Source organism: Bifidobacterium thermacidophilum subsp. thermacidophilum DSM 15837 (genome assembly GCF_000426425.1).
GTDB lineage: Bacteria > Actinomycetota > Actinomycetes > Actinomycetales > Bifidobacteriaceae > Bifidobacterium > Bifidobacterium thermacidophilum.
In genome coordinates, this window is record NZ_AUFI01000006.1 from 131008 (window position 1) to 149068 (window position 18061).

15 protein-coding genes are annotated in these 18061 nt (G+C 61.4%); all 15 read left to right on the forward strand.

Annotated elements, in window-relative coordinates; translation table 11 throughout:
* The first annotated feature begins 27 nt into the window (after nt 1-27).
* The 15 genes from K315_RS0100920 to pstB all read left to right on the forward strand — a co-directional run bounded on the left by K315_RS0100920 (nt 28) and on the right by pstB (nt 17856).
* Complete coding sequence (locus K315_RS0100920; RefSeq protein WP_244874290.1) at nt 28-1560, forward strand: peptidase U32 family protein; 1533 nt, start codon at nt 28-30, stop codon at nt 1558-1560.
* A 67-nt stretch (nt 1561-1627) separates the two neighbouring features.
* Complete coding sequence (locus K315_RS0100925) at nt 1628-2623, forward strand: purine nucleoside phosphorylase YfiH/LACC1 family protein (protein ID WP_029575789.1); 996 nt, start codon at nt 1628-1630, stop codon at nt 2621-2623.
* A 97-nt stretch (nt 2624-2720) separates the two neighbouring features.
* Entirely contained in the window at nt 2721-3653 is a 933-nt protein-coding gene (locus K315_RS0100930; RefSeq protein ID WP_029575790.1) for an IspD/TarI family cytidylyltransferase, read from the forward strand.
* 45 nt (nt 3654-3698) lie between these two features.
* Nucleotides 3699-4376, forward strand: a complete 678-nt coding sequence (locus tag K315_RS0100935) for a pyroglutamyl-peptidase I (RefSeq protein ID WP_029575791.1) — start codon at nt 3699-3701, stop codon at nt 4374-4376.
* Between the two features lie 144 nt (nt 4377-4520).
* Nucleotides 4521-5933, forward strand: coding sequence for a cell division protein (locus K315_RS0100940; RefSeq protein WP_029575792.1), 1413 nt, complete (start codon nt 4521-4523; stop codon nt 5931-5933).
* Nucleotides 5934-6166: 233 nt separating this feature from the next.
* Nucleotides 6167-7504, forward strand: coding sequence for a C1 family peptidase (locus K315_RS0100945; RefSeq protein ID WP_029575793.1), 1338 nt, complete (start codon nt 6167-6169; stop codon nt 7502-7504).
* Between the two features lie 157 nt (nt 7505-7661).
* Nucleotides 7662-8798 (forward strand): 3-deoxy-7-phosphoheptulonate synthase, encoded by a 1137-nt coding sequence (locus K315_RS0100950; protein WP_029575794.1) that lies wholly within the window; start codon nt 7662-7664, stop codon nt 8796-8798.
* Between the two features lie 111 nt (nt 8799-8909).
* Entirely contained in the window at nt 8910-10208 is a 1299-nt protein-coding gene (locus tag K315_RS0100955; protein WP_029575795.1) for a 3-deoxy-7-phosphoheptulonate synthase, read from the forward strand.
* Nucleotides 10209-10332: 124 nt separating this feature from the next.
* Entirely contained in the window at nt 10333-11028 is a 696-nt protein-coding gene (gene mtnN / locus K315_RS0100960) for a 5'-methylthioadenosine/S-adenosylhomocysteine nucleosidase (RefSeq protein ID WP_029575796.1), read from the forward strand.
* Between the two features lie 194 nt (nt 11029-11222).
* Complete coding sequence (locus tag K315_RS0100965) at nt 11223-12680, forward strand: sensor histidine kinase (RefSeq protein WP_029575797.1); 1458 nt, start codon at nt 11223-11225, stop codon at nt 12678-12680.
* Nucleotides 12658-13362, forward strand: coding sequence for a response regulator transcription factor (locus K315_RS0100970; protein WP_029575798.1), 705 nt, complete (start codon nt 12658-12660; stop codon nt 13360-13362). Before K315_RS0100965 ends, K315_RS0100970 begins: the two co-directional genes overlap by 23 nt.
* Nucleotides 13363-13749: 387 nt before the next feature.
* Nucleotides 13750-14880: a phosphate ABC transporter substrate-binding protein PstS gene (gene pstS, locus K315_RS0100975; protein ID WP_029575799.1), complete on the forward strand. Its 1131-nt coding sequence runs from the start codon at nt 13750-13752 to the stop codon at nt 14878-14880.
* A gap of 184 nt (nt 14881-15064) precedes the next feature.
* Nucleotides 15065-16018, forward strand: coding sequence for a phosphate ABC transporter permease subunit PstC (pstC, locus tag K315_RS0100980; RefSeq protein WP_029575800.1), 954 nt, complete (start codon nt 15065-15067; stop codon nt 16016-16018).
* Nucleotides 16018-17028 carry a phosphate ABC transporter permease PstA gene (pstA, locus tag K315_RS0100985; RefSeq protein WP_029575801.1) on the forward strand — a complete coding sequence of 337 codons (1011 nt, stop codon included), beginning with the start codon at nt 16018-16020 and terminating at the stop codon, nt 17026-17028. The genes pstC and pstA overlap by 1 nt, the downstream gene beginning before the upstream one ends.
* Before the next feature lie 48 nt (nt 17029-17076).
* Nucleotides 17077-17856 (forward strand): phosphate ABC transporter ATP-binding protein PstB, encoded by a 780-nt coding sequence (gene pstB / locus K315_RS0100990; RefSeq protein WP_015451007.1) that lies wholly within the window; start codon nt 17077-17079, stop codon nt 17854-17856.
* Nucleotides 17857-18061 lie beyond the last annotated feature (205 nt).

Here is an 18061-nt window from a genome sequence, read left to right on the forward strand (position 1 = left end):
TTATGCTATGCGGTGATGAATGAACAGATGACGACTTCGCAGACTCCACAGGCCGGACAGACCGGACAGGCCGGACAGATTTCGGCGGCAATCACACCAATGAACGCACAGACTTCGCAGACCACACAGACTTCGCAGACCGCGTCGATTGCGGAGGCAGCCGCGGCTCCGATTGCGGCGACCTTACGCCATACTCGCCGGCGCCCCGAAGTGCTGGCGCCGGCCGGCAACCTGCGCAGCCTGAAAACCGCAGTCGATTTCGGCGCGGACGCCGTCTACTGCGGCGGCAAGGCCTTCGGCATGCGTTCGGCACCGAAGAATTTCACGCTCGAGGATTTCGAGGAGGGCGCGCGGTACGCGCACGAGCATGGCGCCCGCGTGTACGTGACCTGCAACATCCTGCCGCATAACGACGAGGTCGCGGCCATGCGCGAGTATCTGGGCCAGCTCGCCGAAGTCGGGGTCGACGCGCTGATCGTCACCGATATCGGCATCATGATGGACGCCCGCCATATCGCCCCGAATCTCGAATTGCACGTGTCCACGCAGGCAGGCGTCACCAATTACGGCGCCGCGAACGCGCTGTATGAACTGGGCGCGAAGCGTGTGGTGCTCGCCCGCGAGCTTGACTTGGACGCGGTCCGTGACATCCGTGCGAACACGCCGGATGACCTTGATATCGAATGCTTCGTGCACGGCTCGATGTGCATGGCCTTCTCCGGGCGCTGCCTGCTGTCGAATTATCCGACCGGCCGCAGCGGCAACCACGGCGATTGTGCGCAGCCCTGCCGCTGGAAATACCATGTGGTCGAGGAGAAGCGTCCCGGCCGGTTCTTCCCGGTCGAGGAGAACGGCGAGGGAACGTTCCTGTTCAATTCGCAGGATATGAACATGCTCGGCCATCTTGATGACCTCATCGACGCGGGAGCGACGAGCCTGAAAATCGAGGGCCGGGCGAAAAGCGCGTATTATGTGGCCGCAGTCACGAACGCCTACAAGACGGCGGTGGACGCGTATATGGTCCAACGTGGGTTCGAGGATGGGCAAGGCCATACGCTGCGGCCGTTCGCCGACCGGGTCCGCCGCACGACGGCAGGACAACCCGCATTGCTGGGCGATGCCGCGCGCATGCCCGGTGACGCGCCGCATGTCCGCCTGCCGCAATGGGTGCTGGACGAGCCGTATAAGGTCTCGCACCGCGAATACAGCACGGGCTTCTACTATCCCGAGCATCCGGTCGGGCAGAACACGGATCGCGGCGGGTATTTCCGCGATTGGATCGTCGTGGGCGAAGTGATGTCGTATGACGCTTCAACGCGGAGGGTCACGCTGATGAGTCGCAACAAAATCGAGGCGGGGCAGGAGGTCGAGTTCCTGATGCCCGGTCGCGAGCCGCTGCGCATGACCGTGCCGGCTGGTGGGTTCCTTGACGCCGATGGCCATTGGGTCGAATCGGTGAACAACCCCGCCCACGTGTTCTCCATGCCCTGCCCTGAGCCGGTGACTGCGAACGCCGCGATCCGTTCCCGCGCCCGCAATCGCACGCTGAAAGCTGAATAGTCGGGGCTGGCGGTCCCGGCAAGACCGGCGAGTGGTGATTGCACGGCATGCCGCTAGGATAGGCGGTATGAACGATCCTGCGAACATCGTGGACAGCAACGCCATCCCGCCGGTTGACGACTCCGGCAACCCGATTCCCGTCACCATTCCGGTCATTCTTGCGCCCGGCATCACCGTGACGTACACGACCCGGCTGGGCGGGGTCAGCGAGGGTGATTACGCGGCATGCAATCTGGGCGGCAAATCCGGCGATGATCCCGAGCATGTGCTGGCCAACCGTGTGGCCTTGCGCGCGGCGGTCGGAGCGGATCTGTCGCTGATCAGTCAAGTCCACTCGGGAGATGCGGTGGATGTCGACGGTTCATTCACCATCAACACGCCCTTCGGATTCGATGTATCCGGCACCGTGCTAGGCGATGGCGCGAACGAGAGGCCGCGCGTGGTCGCCGCCGACGGCCAGGTGACGTCACGCCCCGGCATCGCGCTCGGCATCTTTGCGGCGGATTGTCTGCCTGTTCTCATGGCAGATCCGGTATCCGGCATCATCGCGGGTGCGCATTGCGGCAGGCGAGGGTTGGAACGCGACATCATCGCCCATACCATCGATCTCATGTGTTCCAAAGGCGCAGAACGCTCCCGTATCGTCGCCACCCTCGGCCCGTGCATTTGCGGCGACTGCTACGAAGTGGGCGGTGACATCGCCGACGCGTTCGACGCGCAATTCCCTGGCACCTACACGCTCACCCGCTTCGGCGGCCCCGGCATCGATATCGCCGCCGCCGCCCGCCAGTGCCTGAGCAAAGCCGGTGTCAGCGCCGAGCGCATCATCGATTCGCGCCCCCGGGTCGCCGCGGCAACGCAATATCTCGCGCAAGACCAGGAATTGCGGGACTTGTGCCGCATCGACAACGAGGGCGATCCTGAGCTTGACGAGCGGGTCGGCGCCATCAAGCACAGCCTGTGTACGCTGGAGAACCCGCTGTGGTATTCGCACCGCCGCGCCGCGCTCGCGAAGAAAACCCATGAGGGCCGTATGCTCGCCCTGATTTCGCGGCAAGCCTGACCGTCTGTCGGCCGGCGTAGCGCGTGCGATAAAGATTCGGTGCAGAAACCCGCGCTTATCGTGGCATCAGGGCATGGTTGCGTTTACGGTGGGGCGTATGCGCGAAGAGAGTCCAGAATCCCAGCATAACCGGCAGCCCGACCGTGCCCGGCAGTCGCAGGCTTGCGATGCCGACCCGCAAGAGGCAGTCCAATCCCAACCGGCCATCGAACTCGCCGAACCAGCCGAATCAGCCGACGAACCGGCCGCCGCACCAGCCCAGGTCCCTGTGGTCGCCGTGGTACTGGCTGCCGGGTTCGGCACCCGTTTCGATGCCCGAAACCCCAAACAATTGGTCGCTGTGGCCAATAAGCCGGTGGTGTGCTGGAGCATCGAGGCCTTCGAATACGACCCAAGAATCACGGATATCGTCGTCGTGGTGAACCCACAGGTGCGCGACGAGGTCGAGCGTCTGGTGGACGAAGGCGGCTACGCGAAAGTCCGTGCAATCATCGAAGGCGGGGCCGAACGCGTGGACAGCACGGAAAGCGCGTTGCAGATGCTCGCGGATTTCGGTATCCCGCAGGACGCGAAGGTGCTGATTCATGATTCGGTGCGTCCGTTCGTCGAGCGTTCGTCCATCGACGGGTGCATCGACGCGTTGGATGAATTCGATGCGGCGACCGTCGCCATGGCCTCGACGGATACGATTCTGATCACCGAGGATCTGGGGGAGCGTAAGGTGGTACATGCGGTGCCCGATCGCAGCGATATGTTCCGCGCCCAGACCCCGCAAGCCTTCCGTTTCAAGACAATCCGCCATGCGTATGAGCTTGCCGCGCGGGACCCTGATTTCCACCCGACTGACGACACGCGGGTGGTCGTGGATTATCTGCCCGATACGCGCGTCGCGATTGTCGCGGGCAGTGAAAGCAATATGAAAATCACCACGCAGGACGATCTGGCGATGGTCAAGCGCTTCGCCTTCGAAGCGACCCGCAAACGTGCCGTCGACCGGGTGCAGGGCATGGTGCGTCCCGACGAAGCGTAAGCCGGCGTTCGTGAGTGGAATGCGGTTGTGGCTAGACTTGAAGATATGAAGCAGATCAATGTGGTGATGTCCGGATTCGAGCCATACGAGGGCATCGACGTCAACCCATGTCTCGAGGTGCTGTCCGCGCTGGAACGCGACGGGCTTGCCGGGTTCGCCGAGCAAGACCGCCTTTTGGCTGATGCACAGGTGACCATCCACACGGTGCTGCTCCCGGTCAGTTTCGCAAAGGCGTGGCCGATGCTGCTGGAGACCATCGAGCGCACGCACCCGGATATCGTCATCGCGACCGGACTCAAACGCGCGGCGCGAGGCATGCAGCTGGAGCGTTGCGCTACCAATCTGATGGACGCCGCCAAACCGGACGCCGACAACCGCCGCCCCCGGCGCATGCCCATCGACCCGGAGGGGCCCGCCGCCTATTGGACACGGCTGCCCCTGCGCTCCATCCTCAAGGATTTCGCCGACCACCATATCCCCGCGACTTTGAGCTCCGACGCGGGCACCTACGTGTGCAACTCGCTGTTCTACAATCTGCTGAACTGGGCTGCGACAAAAGACCATGTTATCGGCGGTTTCCTCAATTTCCCCACGGTCAACGAGCAGCCCCACCCCCAGCACGGCCTTCCGCTCGCCCAACAAATCGCAGCGGCGCGTGATGTGGTCCATGAGACGGTGCGCCACTATCTGGAGCCTTCGTCGGGGGAGATTCTGCTCGCATAAGCGGCTTGTCCACGCTTGCGCCGGCGGGCTTCGAACGCAACTGTGAACATGAAGTGATGGCGTTCCTGAACGTCCTATTTTTGGGGTAGAGTTCAATCGGTTGTGTGTTGCGGAGCACTCGCTCCGTGGGCGAAAGGAATATTCATGGTTGATCGGTTCCCGATCGTGTTTCACGGTTACGACAAGGAGAAGGTCGACGAGGCCATCAATGCGGCGCAGGAGTCGCTGAATCGTCTGCGTGAGCAGGTCAAGTCAAGCGATGACACGATTCTGCGGTTGCAGGCGCAGTTGCAGGAAGAGAAAAACAACGTCAAGAAGGCATCGAAGGGCAATTCCTTCGCATCGCTTGGCGCAAACGCCCAGCAGATGCTCGCCTCCGCAGAGCAGACCAGCCAGGAGCTGCTCAACCGCGCCAAGCAGGACGCCGCCTCGACGCGCGCCTCAGCCCAGGCGCAGGCTGAAACCCTACTGAACAACGCGAAGCTCGACGCCAAACACATCATCGACGAGGCGAATGCGAAGGCGAAGGCCACGCTGGACAAGGTGAATTCCGAAGCAGCGACAATCACCGCGAACGCGAAGGAAGAAGTCGCGCAGATGCGCGCCGAAGCCGCCAAGGCCGTCACTGAGCAGCGCGACACTGTCAAGCTTGAGCTGAGCAACGCCCGTGAAGAGCAGAAGAAGCGTATGGCCGCAGATTTGGCCAAGCAGAACCGTGAGATCTCCGACATGAAGGCCGACGCCACGCAGAAGATTGCGGCTCAGCGCAAGGCTGCGAACGAAGAGATCGCGCATTTGAAGAGCGAAGCCAACGACCAGATCGAGAAAGCGCTCGCCGAGGCGAATAAGAAGCTCGCCGACGTGCGTGAGCAGGCGTCCCGTACGATGACCGAGGCCCAGCGCAAGGCCGGTGAAATCATCGACGCTGCTAAGGCCAAGGCCCAGGAGATCTCCGATCAGGCCGAGGTGTACCGTACGAAGACCATGAGCCAGGTCGATGCCGAGGCCGAGCGGATCCGTGCCGACATCGCGGCCCAGCAGGACGATGCGACCAAGAAGGTCAACGAGTTGCTTGACAATCTCGAGGAGCGTCGTACCGCCGCCAAGCAGGAAGCGAACGATCTGATTGGTAAGGCGAAGAAGATCCGCGAGGAAGCCGACGCTTACGCCGACCAGAAGCGCAAGGCCGCCGATGAGCAGGCTGCGCAGATCCTCCAGAAGGCCCAGGAAGACGCCGCCAAGCAGATTGAGGAGCGTCGCCAAGCCGCCAAGAGCGAGCTTGATGGGCTCCAGCAGCATATCGCCGAGCTGCAGCAGCGTGAATCCAGCATCACCCAGCGCGTCACCGAGCTGCGTTCGATGTTCGCCAACGCGTTCTCCGGCTTCAACTTCGGTGCGCCGAAGGCTGAAACCGACGATGTCGCGGTCACCGGCGTGGTTGCCGACGGCGAGGGCGCGAAGCCTAAGGCCGCCGCGCAAGACCAGCAGTTGCCGGCTTCACGGCAGGCCCAGCTGCCCACGTCTTCAGCGAATGAGGATGGTAACGCAAACAACTGATTGCCGAACCTGATATGATGTGCCTTGGAAAAGCCCGCTGACGCCGTCATCACGGCATCGGTCAGCCCATGACGTTCAAGGCATTGACACATGGAGGAGCGTCCGGATTCCGGCGCTCCTCCTGCCGTATGTACCACGCTCGCCATGTGCACGGGCGAAACACAGGAATACCGGAAATCGGGAATACTGGAATACAGGCAGAAATCATCAATATGAACAGACAAGGGGTAGGAATGGATCAGATCACACCGTTGACCTCTAAGGCATTGGACAATCTCCGCCAGGAATTCGACGCGAGCGAGCATAATCACCTCGCCATGAATGCGGTTACTGTCGCCGGCATCCAGAATGTTGCACGCAACTATGACCGTGCCCGCCGCCTGCAGCGGCGCTTCTCCACGGTCGTTGACAACGGCACCGTCACCCATCAGGACCATTCCGGCCGCTGCTGGCTGTTCAGCTCGCTGAATGTCGCCCGCTTCATCGCGAAGAAGAACCTGGGGCTCAAGGAATTCGAGTTCTCGCAGAATTACGCCATGTACTACGACAAGCTCGAGCGCGTGAACTACTTCCTCAAGGATGTCGCCGCGCTGGTGCGTGCCGGCGAGCCGTCGGATTCCCGTCTCATGCAGCATCTTCTGCATGACGTGATGGGCGACGGCGGCCAGTGGACGATGGCGATGAACGTGTACAAGAAGTACGGCGCCGTCCCCAAGGATCTGTTCCCGGAGACCGCATCCTCGAAGAACACCGGCGAGATGAACACGCGGCTGCGTGCGCTGCTGCACACCGCGGTCGCGCATATGTACGCGAACAAGGCGCAGATTGATGAGATTATCGCGCGCACGACCGACGCCGGGCATCGCATCCTCACCATCCACCTTGGCGAACCGCCGAAGAGCTTCGATTGGGAGTGGACCGACGCGGACGGCAATTTCCATCGTGACGGCGAGATTACGCCGGTCGACTTCTGGAAGAAGTATGTGAATGCTGGGCTCGAGGACTACGTGTGCCTCGTGGATGATCCGCGCGTCGAACATCCGAAGGGCCGCAAGATCGGTATCGAGCATTTGGGCAATGTCGCCGGGGGAGACCCAACCGAATACCTCAATGTGCCGAACGAGTTCATGAAGGACTGCGTGCGTCGGATTTTGACTGAACAGGGCATCCCGGTGTGGTTCGGCGCGGATTGCCATCCTATGATGGACCGCGAGTCGGGCGCCTGGGCGGCCGACCTGTTCGAGTACGGCCGTGTCTACAATGTGGACTTCGATATGAACAAGCAGGATCGCGTGCGGTTCGCCGATTCCGCGATGAACCACGCGATGGCGTTCGTCGGCGTGGATGTCGCCGATGACGGCAAGACGACCCGTCGCTGGCGCGTCGAGAACTCGTGGGGCGAGAAGATTGCCGACAAGGGCTACTTCACGATGAGCGACGACTGGTTCACCGAATACGTGTACGAGGTGGCCGTGCCGCGCACGATGCTCCCGGCCGAATACCAGGCCGCGCTGGACGAGCCCGCCATCATGCTCCCTGCCTGGGACCCGATGGGCGCTCTCGCTGACTGACGACACCTGTCATGTCATTGTCCCGCCTGCCGACGCTTACGCATCTTTCAGCGTCGGTAGGCGGTTTGCGTTCCAGTATGCAATCACGGTGCCGGTTCGCTCCGTGCCTTGCGATAGGGTGAATAGTCCATGTCCCACATGTCGAAAGGAGAGAATGATGGCTGGTCTTCGTGGTCCCGATAGTGCTGAGGATGAGCGCCGATTCGGCGATGCGGCCGTGCTCCCTGAGACTGTGGACATCAATATCCGTCAGCTTGACCCGATTCCGGCCCCGCGCGCTTTTCTGCGCGAGCTGCCGTTGACCGACGACGCACGTGATCTGGTGCTGCGTTCGCGTCAGGAAATCCGCGATATTATGCACGGTCGTGACGACCGTCTGCTCGTGCTCGTCGGCCCCTGCTCAATCCATGATCCCAAAGCGGCCCACGAATACGCGACCAAGCTTGCCGCCGTCAACCGCGAGTTGAGCGACCGTCTGCTCATCGTCATGCGCGTGTATTTCGAAAAGCCGCGCACGACCATCGGCTGGAAGGGCCTGATCAACGACCCCGATCTGGACGGCCGGTTCAATATCCGCAAAGGCATGTGGCTGGCGCGCAAGGTCCTGACCGACGTGCTGGGCCTTGGCCTGCCGGCGGCCACCGAATGGCTTGACCCGATTACCCCGCAGTACTTGTGCGACCTGATCAGCTGGGGTGCGATCGGCGCCCGCAACACCCAAAGCCAGGTACACCGCGAGCTGGCGAGCGGTCTGTCCATGCCGGTCGGTTTCAAGAACTCCACGGACGGCTCGATCAAAGCGGCCGCGGATTCCTGCTATACCGCCGGATTCGAGCATTATTTCCTCTCGATTAATCTTGATGGCCGTGTGATTTCGGCTGAAACGAAGGGCAATCCCGACTGCCATGTGGTGTTGCGCGGCTCCAGCCACGGCCCTAATTACGACCCCGAGTCGGTCGCTGCCGCGCTTGAGGCGCTCAAGGCCTCGAAGGCGACCGGTGTGAGCGAAGCCGGCGTGGTCATCGACGCCGCTCACGGCAACTGCGGGAAGAACGAGGTCCGCGAAGCCGAAGTGGTCGAGAATATCGCCGGGCGCATCGCGCAAGGAGAGCCGGGTATTTTCGGTGTGATGATGGAAAGCTTCCTGAAAGGTGGCCATCAGAAGCCCGCCCCGCTCGACCAGCTTGTCTACGGCCAGTCCGTCACGGACGCCTGCGTGCCGTGGGACCGCACGGAGCAGCTGCTGCACACGCTCGCTGACGCGGTCACTGCACGCCGTTCCTTGAACCAATAGTCTGGTGGTCCGGTAGTCCCGTGATCAGGTAGTCCGGGCCTGCCGTCGGTCACCGTCTTGCCCGCCTTCTACTCGGTGGCGTTATGCTTGAGTCAGTATGGACGAAAGGGCATGATGAACGACCAGAAGAAGGACCCGAGAACCCCGTCGGCATCAGGGCGGCCGTCAGGCAGGCCAGGCAGCCAGGAGGCGCCGCAGCACGCGGCGTATCCTTTGCATGTCGGCCAGCAGCCGCTGAATTCGCCGGAGGATTTGCGCGCGATCCACGAGGCAATCAGCGAAGGCAAGAATCCTTTGGAAGTGACGGATGTTCCGCGCTGGGAGGATCAGATCGGTGTCAGCCGCATTATCAACCGCCGTGTGCTTGAACTCGAGCCGCTGCCCACGCCCGCGCAGGTGCTGTCGTCGCTGCCGCTGTCGCAGCAGGCGGAGAATCTCGTCGCCTATTCGCGCGATGCAATCCGGGCGTGCCTGTACGGGCAGGACGACCGTCTGATGGTCATCGTCGGCCCCTGTTCGGTGCACGATCCGAAGGCCGCCCTCGATTACGCGCATCGCCTGTCCGCGCTGAAAGACGAGCTGGATGACCAGTTGCTGATCGTCATGCGTGTGTATTTCGAAAAGCCGCGCACGACAATCGGTTGGAAAGGTCTGATTAACGACCCCGACATCGACGGCAGCCATCAAATCCGCAAAGGGCTGCTGCTCGCCCGCCGCGTGCTGCTCAGTGTGTTGGACACCGGGCTCGCCGCCGCGACCGAATTCCTTGAGCCGACATCCCCGCAGTATATTTCCGATGCGATCAGCTGGGGAGCAATCGGCGCGCGTAATACGGAAAGCCAGATTCACCGTCAGCTGGCGAGCGGCCTGTCTATGCCAGTTGGTTTCAAAAACGCCACGGACGGATCCGTCAAGGCGGCGGTCAATGGTTGCTATGCGGCCGCCCAACAGCACACGTTTTTCGGCATCGACCATCTGGGACGCGCGAGCGCTGTCGAAACGCTCGGCAATCCCGACTGCCATGTGGTGTTGCGCGGCTCGAGCCACGGGCCGAATTACGATGCACAATCCGTCGCACAGGCGATGGCGGACATCCGCGCGATGCTGCCCGCTGATTCCGCGGCGGCCCACGGCCTGATCGTCGACTGCTCGCACGGCAATTCCGGCAAGGACGAGCATCGTCAGGCGCAGGTCGTGCGCGATATCGCCGCGCGCATAGCCCAGGGCGAGCGCGGCATCACCGGTGTGATGATGGAAAGCTTCCTTGAGGGCGGCAACCAGAAACCCGCCCCGCTTAATCAGCTGGTCTACGGCCAATCCATAACCGACCGTTGCCTGTCGTGGCCTGATACCGAACAACTGTTGCGTGAATTGGCACAAGCCGTCGCGCAACGTCGTTGGAACGAGTGATTCGGGCGGCAAATCAACGCGTCAACGCACCAACGCGTCAACGCACCAACGCGTCGGCACGGTACAACACCCGAACATGTCAACACATCAAACCAACGCAACACACAAGAGCAAAGGAACAACAATGACCACCACCATCGCCATCATTGGGGCATTGGACGAGGAAGTCGCGCTCATCGCAGCTTCGCTGGACCACGTGGAGCACCACCGTGAGGCAAGTCTCGACGTCGCGCACGGCACCCTGACCACGAACGCCGGCGAACGGGTCCGTGTCGCCGCAACCGTCGGCGGCATGGGTCTGGTCAATGCGGCCGCCACCACGCAGTACCTCATCGACACCTACCATCCGCAGGCCGTGATCTTCTCCGGTATCGCCGGTAATCTCAACCGCGACCTGCATATCAACGATGTCGTCCTGGGCGGCACCTTGCGTTATCTGGACACTGATATGCGTCTGGTCGGCCAGTGGAAGCCGAAAACCGAGGAATTCCATTCCGATGTCCACCTGTTGGACGTCGCCTCGGCAGCCCTCGATGCGGCCGGAATCAAACATGTTGTCGGCACGATTGCATCCGGCAATTATTTCGTCGATTCGCCCGAGAAGGTCAAGGAAGTGCGGGAGACTACCGGCGCCGACGCGGTCGAGATGGAAGGCGCCGCTGTCGTGCATGTCGCCGCCCGCAACGATGTGCCGGCCCTCGTGATCCGCGCGCTGAGCGACAACGCCGACACCGATTACGAAGTGTTCAAGGAATTTGACATCTCCGAGTACGCGGATACCGCTGCCCGCCTTGCCATCGACATCGTGCGTCGGCTGTAAGCGGCTGTAAACGCTGTCAGCGGCGGCCAGCGGGAATACGCTGCCGTAAGTCCGCCGTGCACGATACAGCGCAGCCGCAGATTCGACGGCGAATATGAACAGCAGGCGAACTTCAGTCAAACTCGGGTATGCCAAAGCATCCGTGAGGTTACGCTTGACATGGAGTCGCCGCGACTGCGGCACAGGGAGGAACGATGGACGCACGTCAATTGGCCATCGCCGTGATCGTTGTGGTCGCGGTGTCGGTGCTCGCCGTCCTGCTTGGATATCGTTGGGGACGCCGCGCGAGAGCACAGACCCGGCATGATGCGGGCGAATCTGGAGCTGGCACGAACGGCAATCCGGCAGAGGAACCCGCCAAGGGAGCTGCCGCCCGATCAAACGATGTCGGCGGCTTCACCCGGCAGCAGAGCGTGTTCGGCTGCGGAACGGTCCGTCAGGCGGAAGAACAGTTCATCAAGACGATGCCTGACATGCTGGTAATCGCGGATGGTCAGGGGCATATCCGCTATGTCAGTCCTGCGGCCGAGGCGCTCGCCGTCGTCAAAGATGGTCAATTCGTCAGTGACGACATGGCGCAGGTCGCGGCGATGGTTGCGGCGGACGGGCAGATCCGGGACCGCGAAATCACCTTGGAAAGCCGGAAGTTGCTCGGCGAAGGAGACCGGCCGGGCCGCGGCGTGAAAGCGGGGGAGGCAAGCCCGACGCACGCACGCCATCTTATGATTCACGCAGGGCCGATCGACGAGAGCCGTGTGGCCGTGTTCATCCGCGATATCAGTGAACGCCGCCGGTTTGAAATGATGCGCCGCGATTTCGTGACGAATGTATCGCACGAACTGAAAACACCGGCCGGGGCGATATCGTTGCTTGCCGAGACCATCACCGACGCGGCGGACGACCCGGATGCCGTGCGCTATTTCTCGGGCCGGATTTCAAAGGAATCAAAACGCCTGACCAATCTCGTCCAGCGTCTGATCGAGCTGCAGCGCGCGGAAAGCACGGCCGGCATCGCTTCCGCACATCAAATCGACGCGCTGGATGTGGTCAGGGACGCCGCCCAGCAGAACGCCGTGCAGGCCGAGCACAAGAATATCGATATCCGTGTGACACATACCGGTGGTCCGGCGCTTATCATGGTTGATTCCCGTGCGCTGACCACGGCGGTCAAGAACCTGATTGAGAACGCGATTCACTATTCCCCCGAAGGTACGACGGTCACCGCTGATATCGCGCGGCATGACGCCGAGGGGACGGTGACCATCCGGGTGATTGATCAGGGGATAGGCATTCCTGAACAGTCACTGGATCGTATCTTCGAGCGCTTCTATCGCGTGGATCCTGCCAGGTCGCGCGACACCGGCGGAACCGGGCTCGGGCTGGCAATCACGAAACATTGCGTCGAGGAGTGCGGCGGCACGATTTCAGCGTGGTCGCATGAGGGGAGCGGCTCGACGTTCACGATTGAACTTCCGTTGGCCTGTGGCGACGATCATGATGTGTCCGCAAGCAGCCAAGAGGCTGCCGATACGTCCGTCCGGGCTGTCGGGAAGCCGCCGTCACAAGAGCGGACGGACAGGCAGGCCGTAGAGACGGGACAGATGGAACAGCAAGGAGCAGAACAACAGCATGACACGCATTCTGATCGTTGAAGATGAGGAATCCTATCGAGAACCGTTGGTCTATCAGCTGACCCGCGAAGGATATGACGTCGAGGCCGCCGAAACCGGTGAGGAGGGCTTGGAGCTGTTCACTCGCGGCGGCGCAGACCTGGTTTTGCTTGACCTGATGCTTCCCGGCATCGACGGAATCGCATTGTGCCGGCGCATCCGCGAGCAGAGCCGCGTGCCGATTATCATGCTCACCGCGAAGAGCGCGGAGATCGACAAAGTCGTCGGGCTGGAAATCGGCGCGGATGACTATGTGACCAAACCGTATTCGTTCCGCGAGCTGTTGGCGCGCATCCGTGCGGTGCTGCGACGCAATCAGTCCGTAGAACAGGCGTCCGGCGCGCAGGATGACGATGTCGCGCTCGTCTGCGGCGATATCACCATGCATGTGGGCGAGCATCAGGTCACCGTGCGCGGGCAGGACGTGTTCTTCCCGCTCAAGGAGTTCGAACTGCTTGAATATCTCATGCAGAACAAGGGCCGCGTGATGACCCGACACCAGCTGATTGACCGTATTTGGGGGTCGAATTATGTCGGTGACACCAAGACGTTGGACGTGCATGTCAAGCGCGTGCGTTCCAAGATCGAGACCGATCCGTCCCATCCGCAGTGCCTGACGACCGTGCGCGGCCTGGGCTACAAAATCGACGACCCCACCAAGTAACCCCGTGCGTGTCCGCTTTCCCAAACTGGTTACGCAGCGGGCCGTGTCAGCGTAGCTGGTTTGTGTGCTTTTTCAAACTGGTTACGCAGCGGGCGTTCCCAGCGTAGCCAGTTTGTGTAATTCCTGTTTCTACCGACGCTGACACCGCCCTCAGCATCGGTAGAAGGTTGTGGGTTGGCAATTTGCAGGAGACGCAATCCTGCGGAGGCCCCACGATATCGACAAGAGTTCATCTTCCGTTCACCTGATTTGGCCCGTAGCCCCCGCAATCTCCCATAGGCTTGAATTGTCATGAATGGAAAGGTGCCATGTTTATGATGCGGGGTACACACTCCGAGGCACAGGGCGCAATCGCGCCCGTTGCAATGTTCAGAGGGATTAGAAGACATGCGTAAGAATTTGCTTGTACGTTCCATCGCCGCTGTTTCCGGTGTCGCCATGATCGCGGCACTTGGCGCCTGCGGAAACAACGAGCCTGCGTCTGGTACTTCCAGCTCCGGCTCGTCCTCTTCTGCCGCCGAGAAGATTTCCGGCGAGTTCCAAGGTGCCGGCGCCTCCTCGCAGCAGTCCGCTGTTGAAGCGTGGATCGCCAGCTATCAGGAGCAGAATCCTGACGCGAAGATCTCTTACAACCCGAGCGGTTCGGGCGCAGGCGTGAGCACCTTCCTCACCGGTGCCACCGCATGGGCCGGTTCCGATGCCTCGCTGAGCGATGACGAGGTCTCCCAGTCGAAGAGCGTGTGCGCTTCCGGCACCGCATTCGATGTCCCGGTCTACATTTCCCCGATCGCCATCGTGTTCAACTTGAAGGGCATCTCCGGCAAGGACAAGCACCTGAACCTTGATGGCGAGACCATCGCCAAGATCTTCGACGGCAAGATCACCAAGTGGAACGATGACGCGATCAAGAAGCAGAACCCGAAGGTCGACCTGCCTGACACCGCGATCACCGTGGTCCACCGTTCCGACAAGTCCGGCACCACCAAGAACTTCCTGAGCTACGTGAAGGATGTCGCTCCGGATGCCTGGAGCTACGACCTGGGCGAGAACTGGCCGAATGAGGTTGGCCAGGGCGCCAAGGGCACCGATGGCGTGATCAACACGGTCAGCCAGGCCGACGGCACCATCGGTTACGCCGATGCCTCCAAGGCCGGCGATCTGGGCACCGTCGCCGTGAAGGTTGGCGAGAAGTATGTTCCGTATTCCGCTGAGGCGGCCGCCAAAGTCGTAGACGCTTCCCCGCTCGACGACTCCGCCAAGGGCGACAACCGCGTCGTCGTCAAGCTCGACCACACCACCACCACGGACGGCGCCTACCCGGTCGTGTTGGTCTCCTACGCCATCGTGTGCCCGGCCTACAAGGACGCCAACACCGCGAAGTTCGTGAAGTCCTGGCTCACCTACGTGGTCAGCAAGGACGGCCAGCAGGTCGCCGCCGACAACGCCGGCTCCGCCCCGATGAGCGATACCCTGCGCGCGAAGGTCACCAAGTCGATTGAAGTGATCGAAACCAAGTGACGCGCACTGAACGGCTCGCCCGGGTAGGATTCCGGGCGGGCCGTGATACGCCCGTCAGACGGTATCATCGATAATGGAATGATGAAACGATTTCAGGCCGCGGCCCAGCTTCAAGCCGGGGCGCGGCCTGAAGCCGGTTCCATCATGTGCCCGATTTACGGGCGTAAGCCCATAAGGAGAACCTGTGAGTTCCGAGAAATCCACGATCGACCAGCCGGTCGGCGGCAAAACAGCGGACAAGGTATTCAAATGGATCGCATTCGCGTGCGGCACCCTCATCCTTGTCGTGCTTGCCGCGGTCTTTCTCTTCCTCTTCTTTCGCGCTTGGCCGCTGATCGGCGGCGACCAGAACGCCAACAAGGCGACTATCGAGTCGTTCACCGGCAGTAAGGCGCATAACTTCTGGCAGTATGTGGGGCCCCTCGCGTTCGGCACTATCCTGGTTGCGGCGCTCGCCCTGCTCATCGCCTTCTTCGTATCCGTCGGCATCGCGCTGTTCATCTCGCAGTACGCCCCCAAGGGGTTGGCCACCGCGCTGAGCACGATTGTCGACCTTCTGGCGGCGATCCCGTCGGTTATCTACGGCCTGTGGGGCGGCATCGTTCTGGTGCCGGCCATCTACCCGTTCTGGAACTGGGTCGCCAAATACCTCGGCTGGATTCCGCTGTTCAATGGACCTGCTGCCAATCCGGCGCGCACGGTCGCCACGGTGGCTGTGGTGCTCGCGGTCATGATCCTGCCGATCATCACCTCCATGGCACGCGACGTGTACCTGCAGACCCCGCGTCTGCAACAGGAGGCCGCGCTCGCGCTCGGCGCCACCAAGTGGGAGATGATCAAGCTCGCGGTACTGCCGTTCGGCAAGTCCGGCGTGGTATCTGCCTCGATGCTTGGCCTGGGCCGTGCACTTGGCGAGACGATGGCAGTCCTCATGATTCTTTCGCCTGGCCTGCATTACTCATTTAAGATTCTTCAGGCGTCGCAGAACCAGACCATCGCAGCGAATATCGCCGCCCAGTATCCTGAGGCGAACTCGCTGGGCGTGTCCACGCTGATCGGCACCGGCCTCGTGCTGTTCCTGATTACCTTCGTGGTCAACTTCATCGCCCGCAAGATCACGCAGAAAGTGAGCGCATGATGACCGCTTCGGAAGAGTACGCGAAAGCTGCCGGCGAGTCGCCGATGAAAGGCGCGCCGGTTATTGACTTCGACAAGTTCAAACCCACGCGTTCCATGGTCGCCCGCCGCAAGCGTCATGACGTCGCCATGACGGCGTTGATCTCGGTCGCGTTCATCGTGGCGCTCATCCCGCTGTTCTCCGTGCTGTGGACGACTATCTCCAACGGCGTGCAGAGGCTCAATCTCAACTTCCTGTCCTACAACATGTCCGGCGTGATCGGCGGACGGCCGACCGCGTCCGGCGGGTATGGCGGCATCCAACACGCCATCATCGGCACGCTGGAGATCACGCTCGGCGCACTGGTCATTTCGGTGCCGATTGGCATCATGTGCTCGGTGTTCCTCATCGAATACTCGCGTGGCGGCAAATTCGCCAAGTCCATCGGCCTGCTGGTCGATGTCATGAGCGGTGTGCCTTCGATTGTCGCCGGCTTGTTCGCGTTCTCCATGTTCACGATTCTCGTTGGACCGGGTACGTTCAACGGTTTCGAGGGTTCTGTCGCGTTGTCTCTGCTGATGATCCCGACGGTTGTCAAATCCAGCGAGGAGATGCTCAAGATCGTGCCGAACGATTTGCGCGAAGCCTCGTACGCGCTGGGTGTGACCAAGCAGCGGACGATTACGAAGATCGTGCTGCGCACCGCTCTGCCGGGTATCGTGTCGGGAGTGATCCTCGCGATTGCGCGCGTGGTAGGCGAGACGGCCCCGTTGCTGATGACTGCCGGCTACATCTCCACAACGAACGTGAACCTGTTCAGCGGTCAGATGACCACGCTGCCGGTCTACGTCTACCAGGAGTACAGCAAGCTCAAGGTCGCGTGCCCCGCGTCCGCCGGAGCTTCCTGCGTGACCGACATCCCGATGCAGCGTGCATGGGCTGCGGCTCTGGTGCTCATCGTGATCGTGCTCATCCTCAATCTCATCGGTCGTCTGGTCGCCCGCGTCTTCGCGGTGAAGACCGAACGCTGACGCGAATGCAATCGTTTTCGGAAATCCGGAACAAACTGAAGGAAAACAATGGGACAACGTATTGATGTCAAGAATCTGAACATCTACTACGGCGATTTCCTCGCCGTGGAAGATGTGAACATCAACATCGAGCCGAACAAGGTCACCGCGTTCATCGGTCCGTCCGGGTGCGGCAAGTCGACGGTGCTGCGCACGCTCGACCGCATGCATGAGATCATCCCCGGCGCTCACGTCAAGGGCGAGGTGCTGCTGGAAGGCCGCAACCTGTATGACAAGGATGTGGACCCGGTGGCTGTCCGCCGTGATGTCGGCATGGTGTTCCAGCGCCCGAACCCGTTCCCGACCATGTCGATTCGCGAGAACGTGCTTGCCGGTGTGAAGCTTAACAACAAGCACTTGAGCAAGTCGGACGCCGATGATCTGGTCGAGTGGGCGTTGCGTGGTGCGAATCTGTGGAACGAAGTGAAGGACCGCCTCGATAATCCGGGTGTGGGCCTGTCCGGCGGCCAGCAGCAGCGCTTGTGCATTGCGCGCGCTGTGGCTGTTCACCCTCAGGTGCTGCTGATGGATGAGCCGTGCTCCGCGCTTGACCCGATTTCCACGCTGGCCGTGGAGGATCTGATCAACGAGTTGAAGCATGATTACACGATTGTGATCGTGACCCACAACATGCAGCAGGCGGCGCGTATCGCCGACTTCACCGCATTCTTCAACCTGAAGGCCGTTGGCCAACCCGGTCATCTCGAGTATTTTGCCGACACGACCACGATGTTCAACAACCCCCAAAACGAAGAAGCCGAGCGGTACGTATCGGGACGATTTGGCTGATTCATCAGCCAAATCGTAGCGACGGCCCAGTGGGCCGCCGCAAGCCGGCTTCAGCCGGCCAGAAAATGTTGCCCCGCGCGTGCAGCGCGGGGCTCAATAATTGCACGTGAGGCTGATTCATCAGCCAAATCGTAGCGACGGCCCAGTGGGCCGCCGCAAGCCGGCTTCAGCCGGCCAGAAAATGTTGCCCCGCGTGTCGGCACGG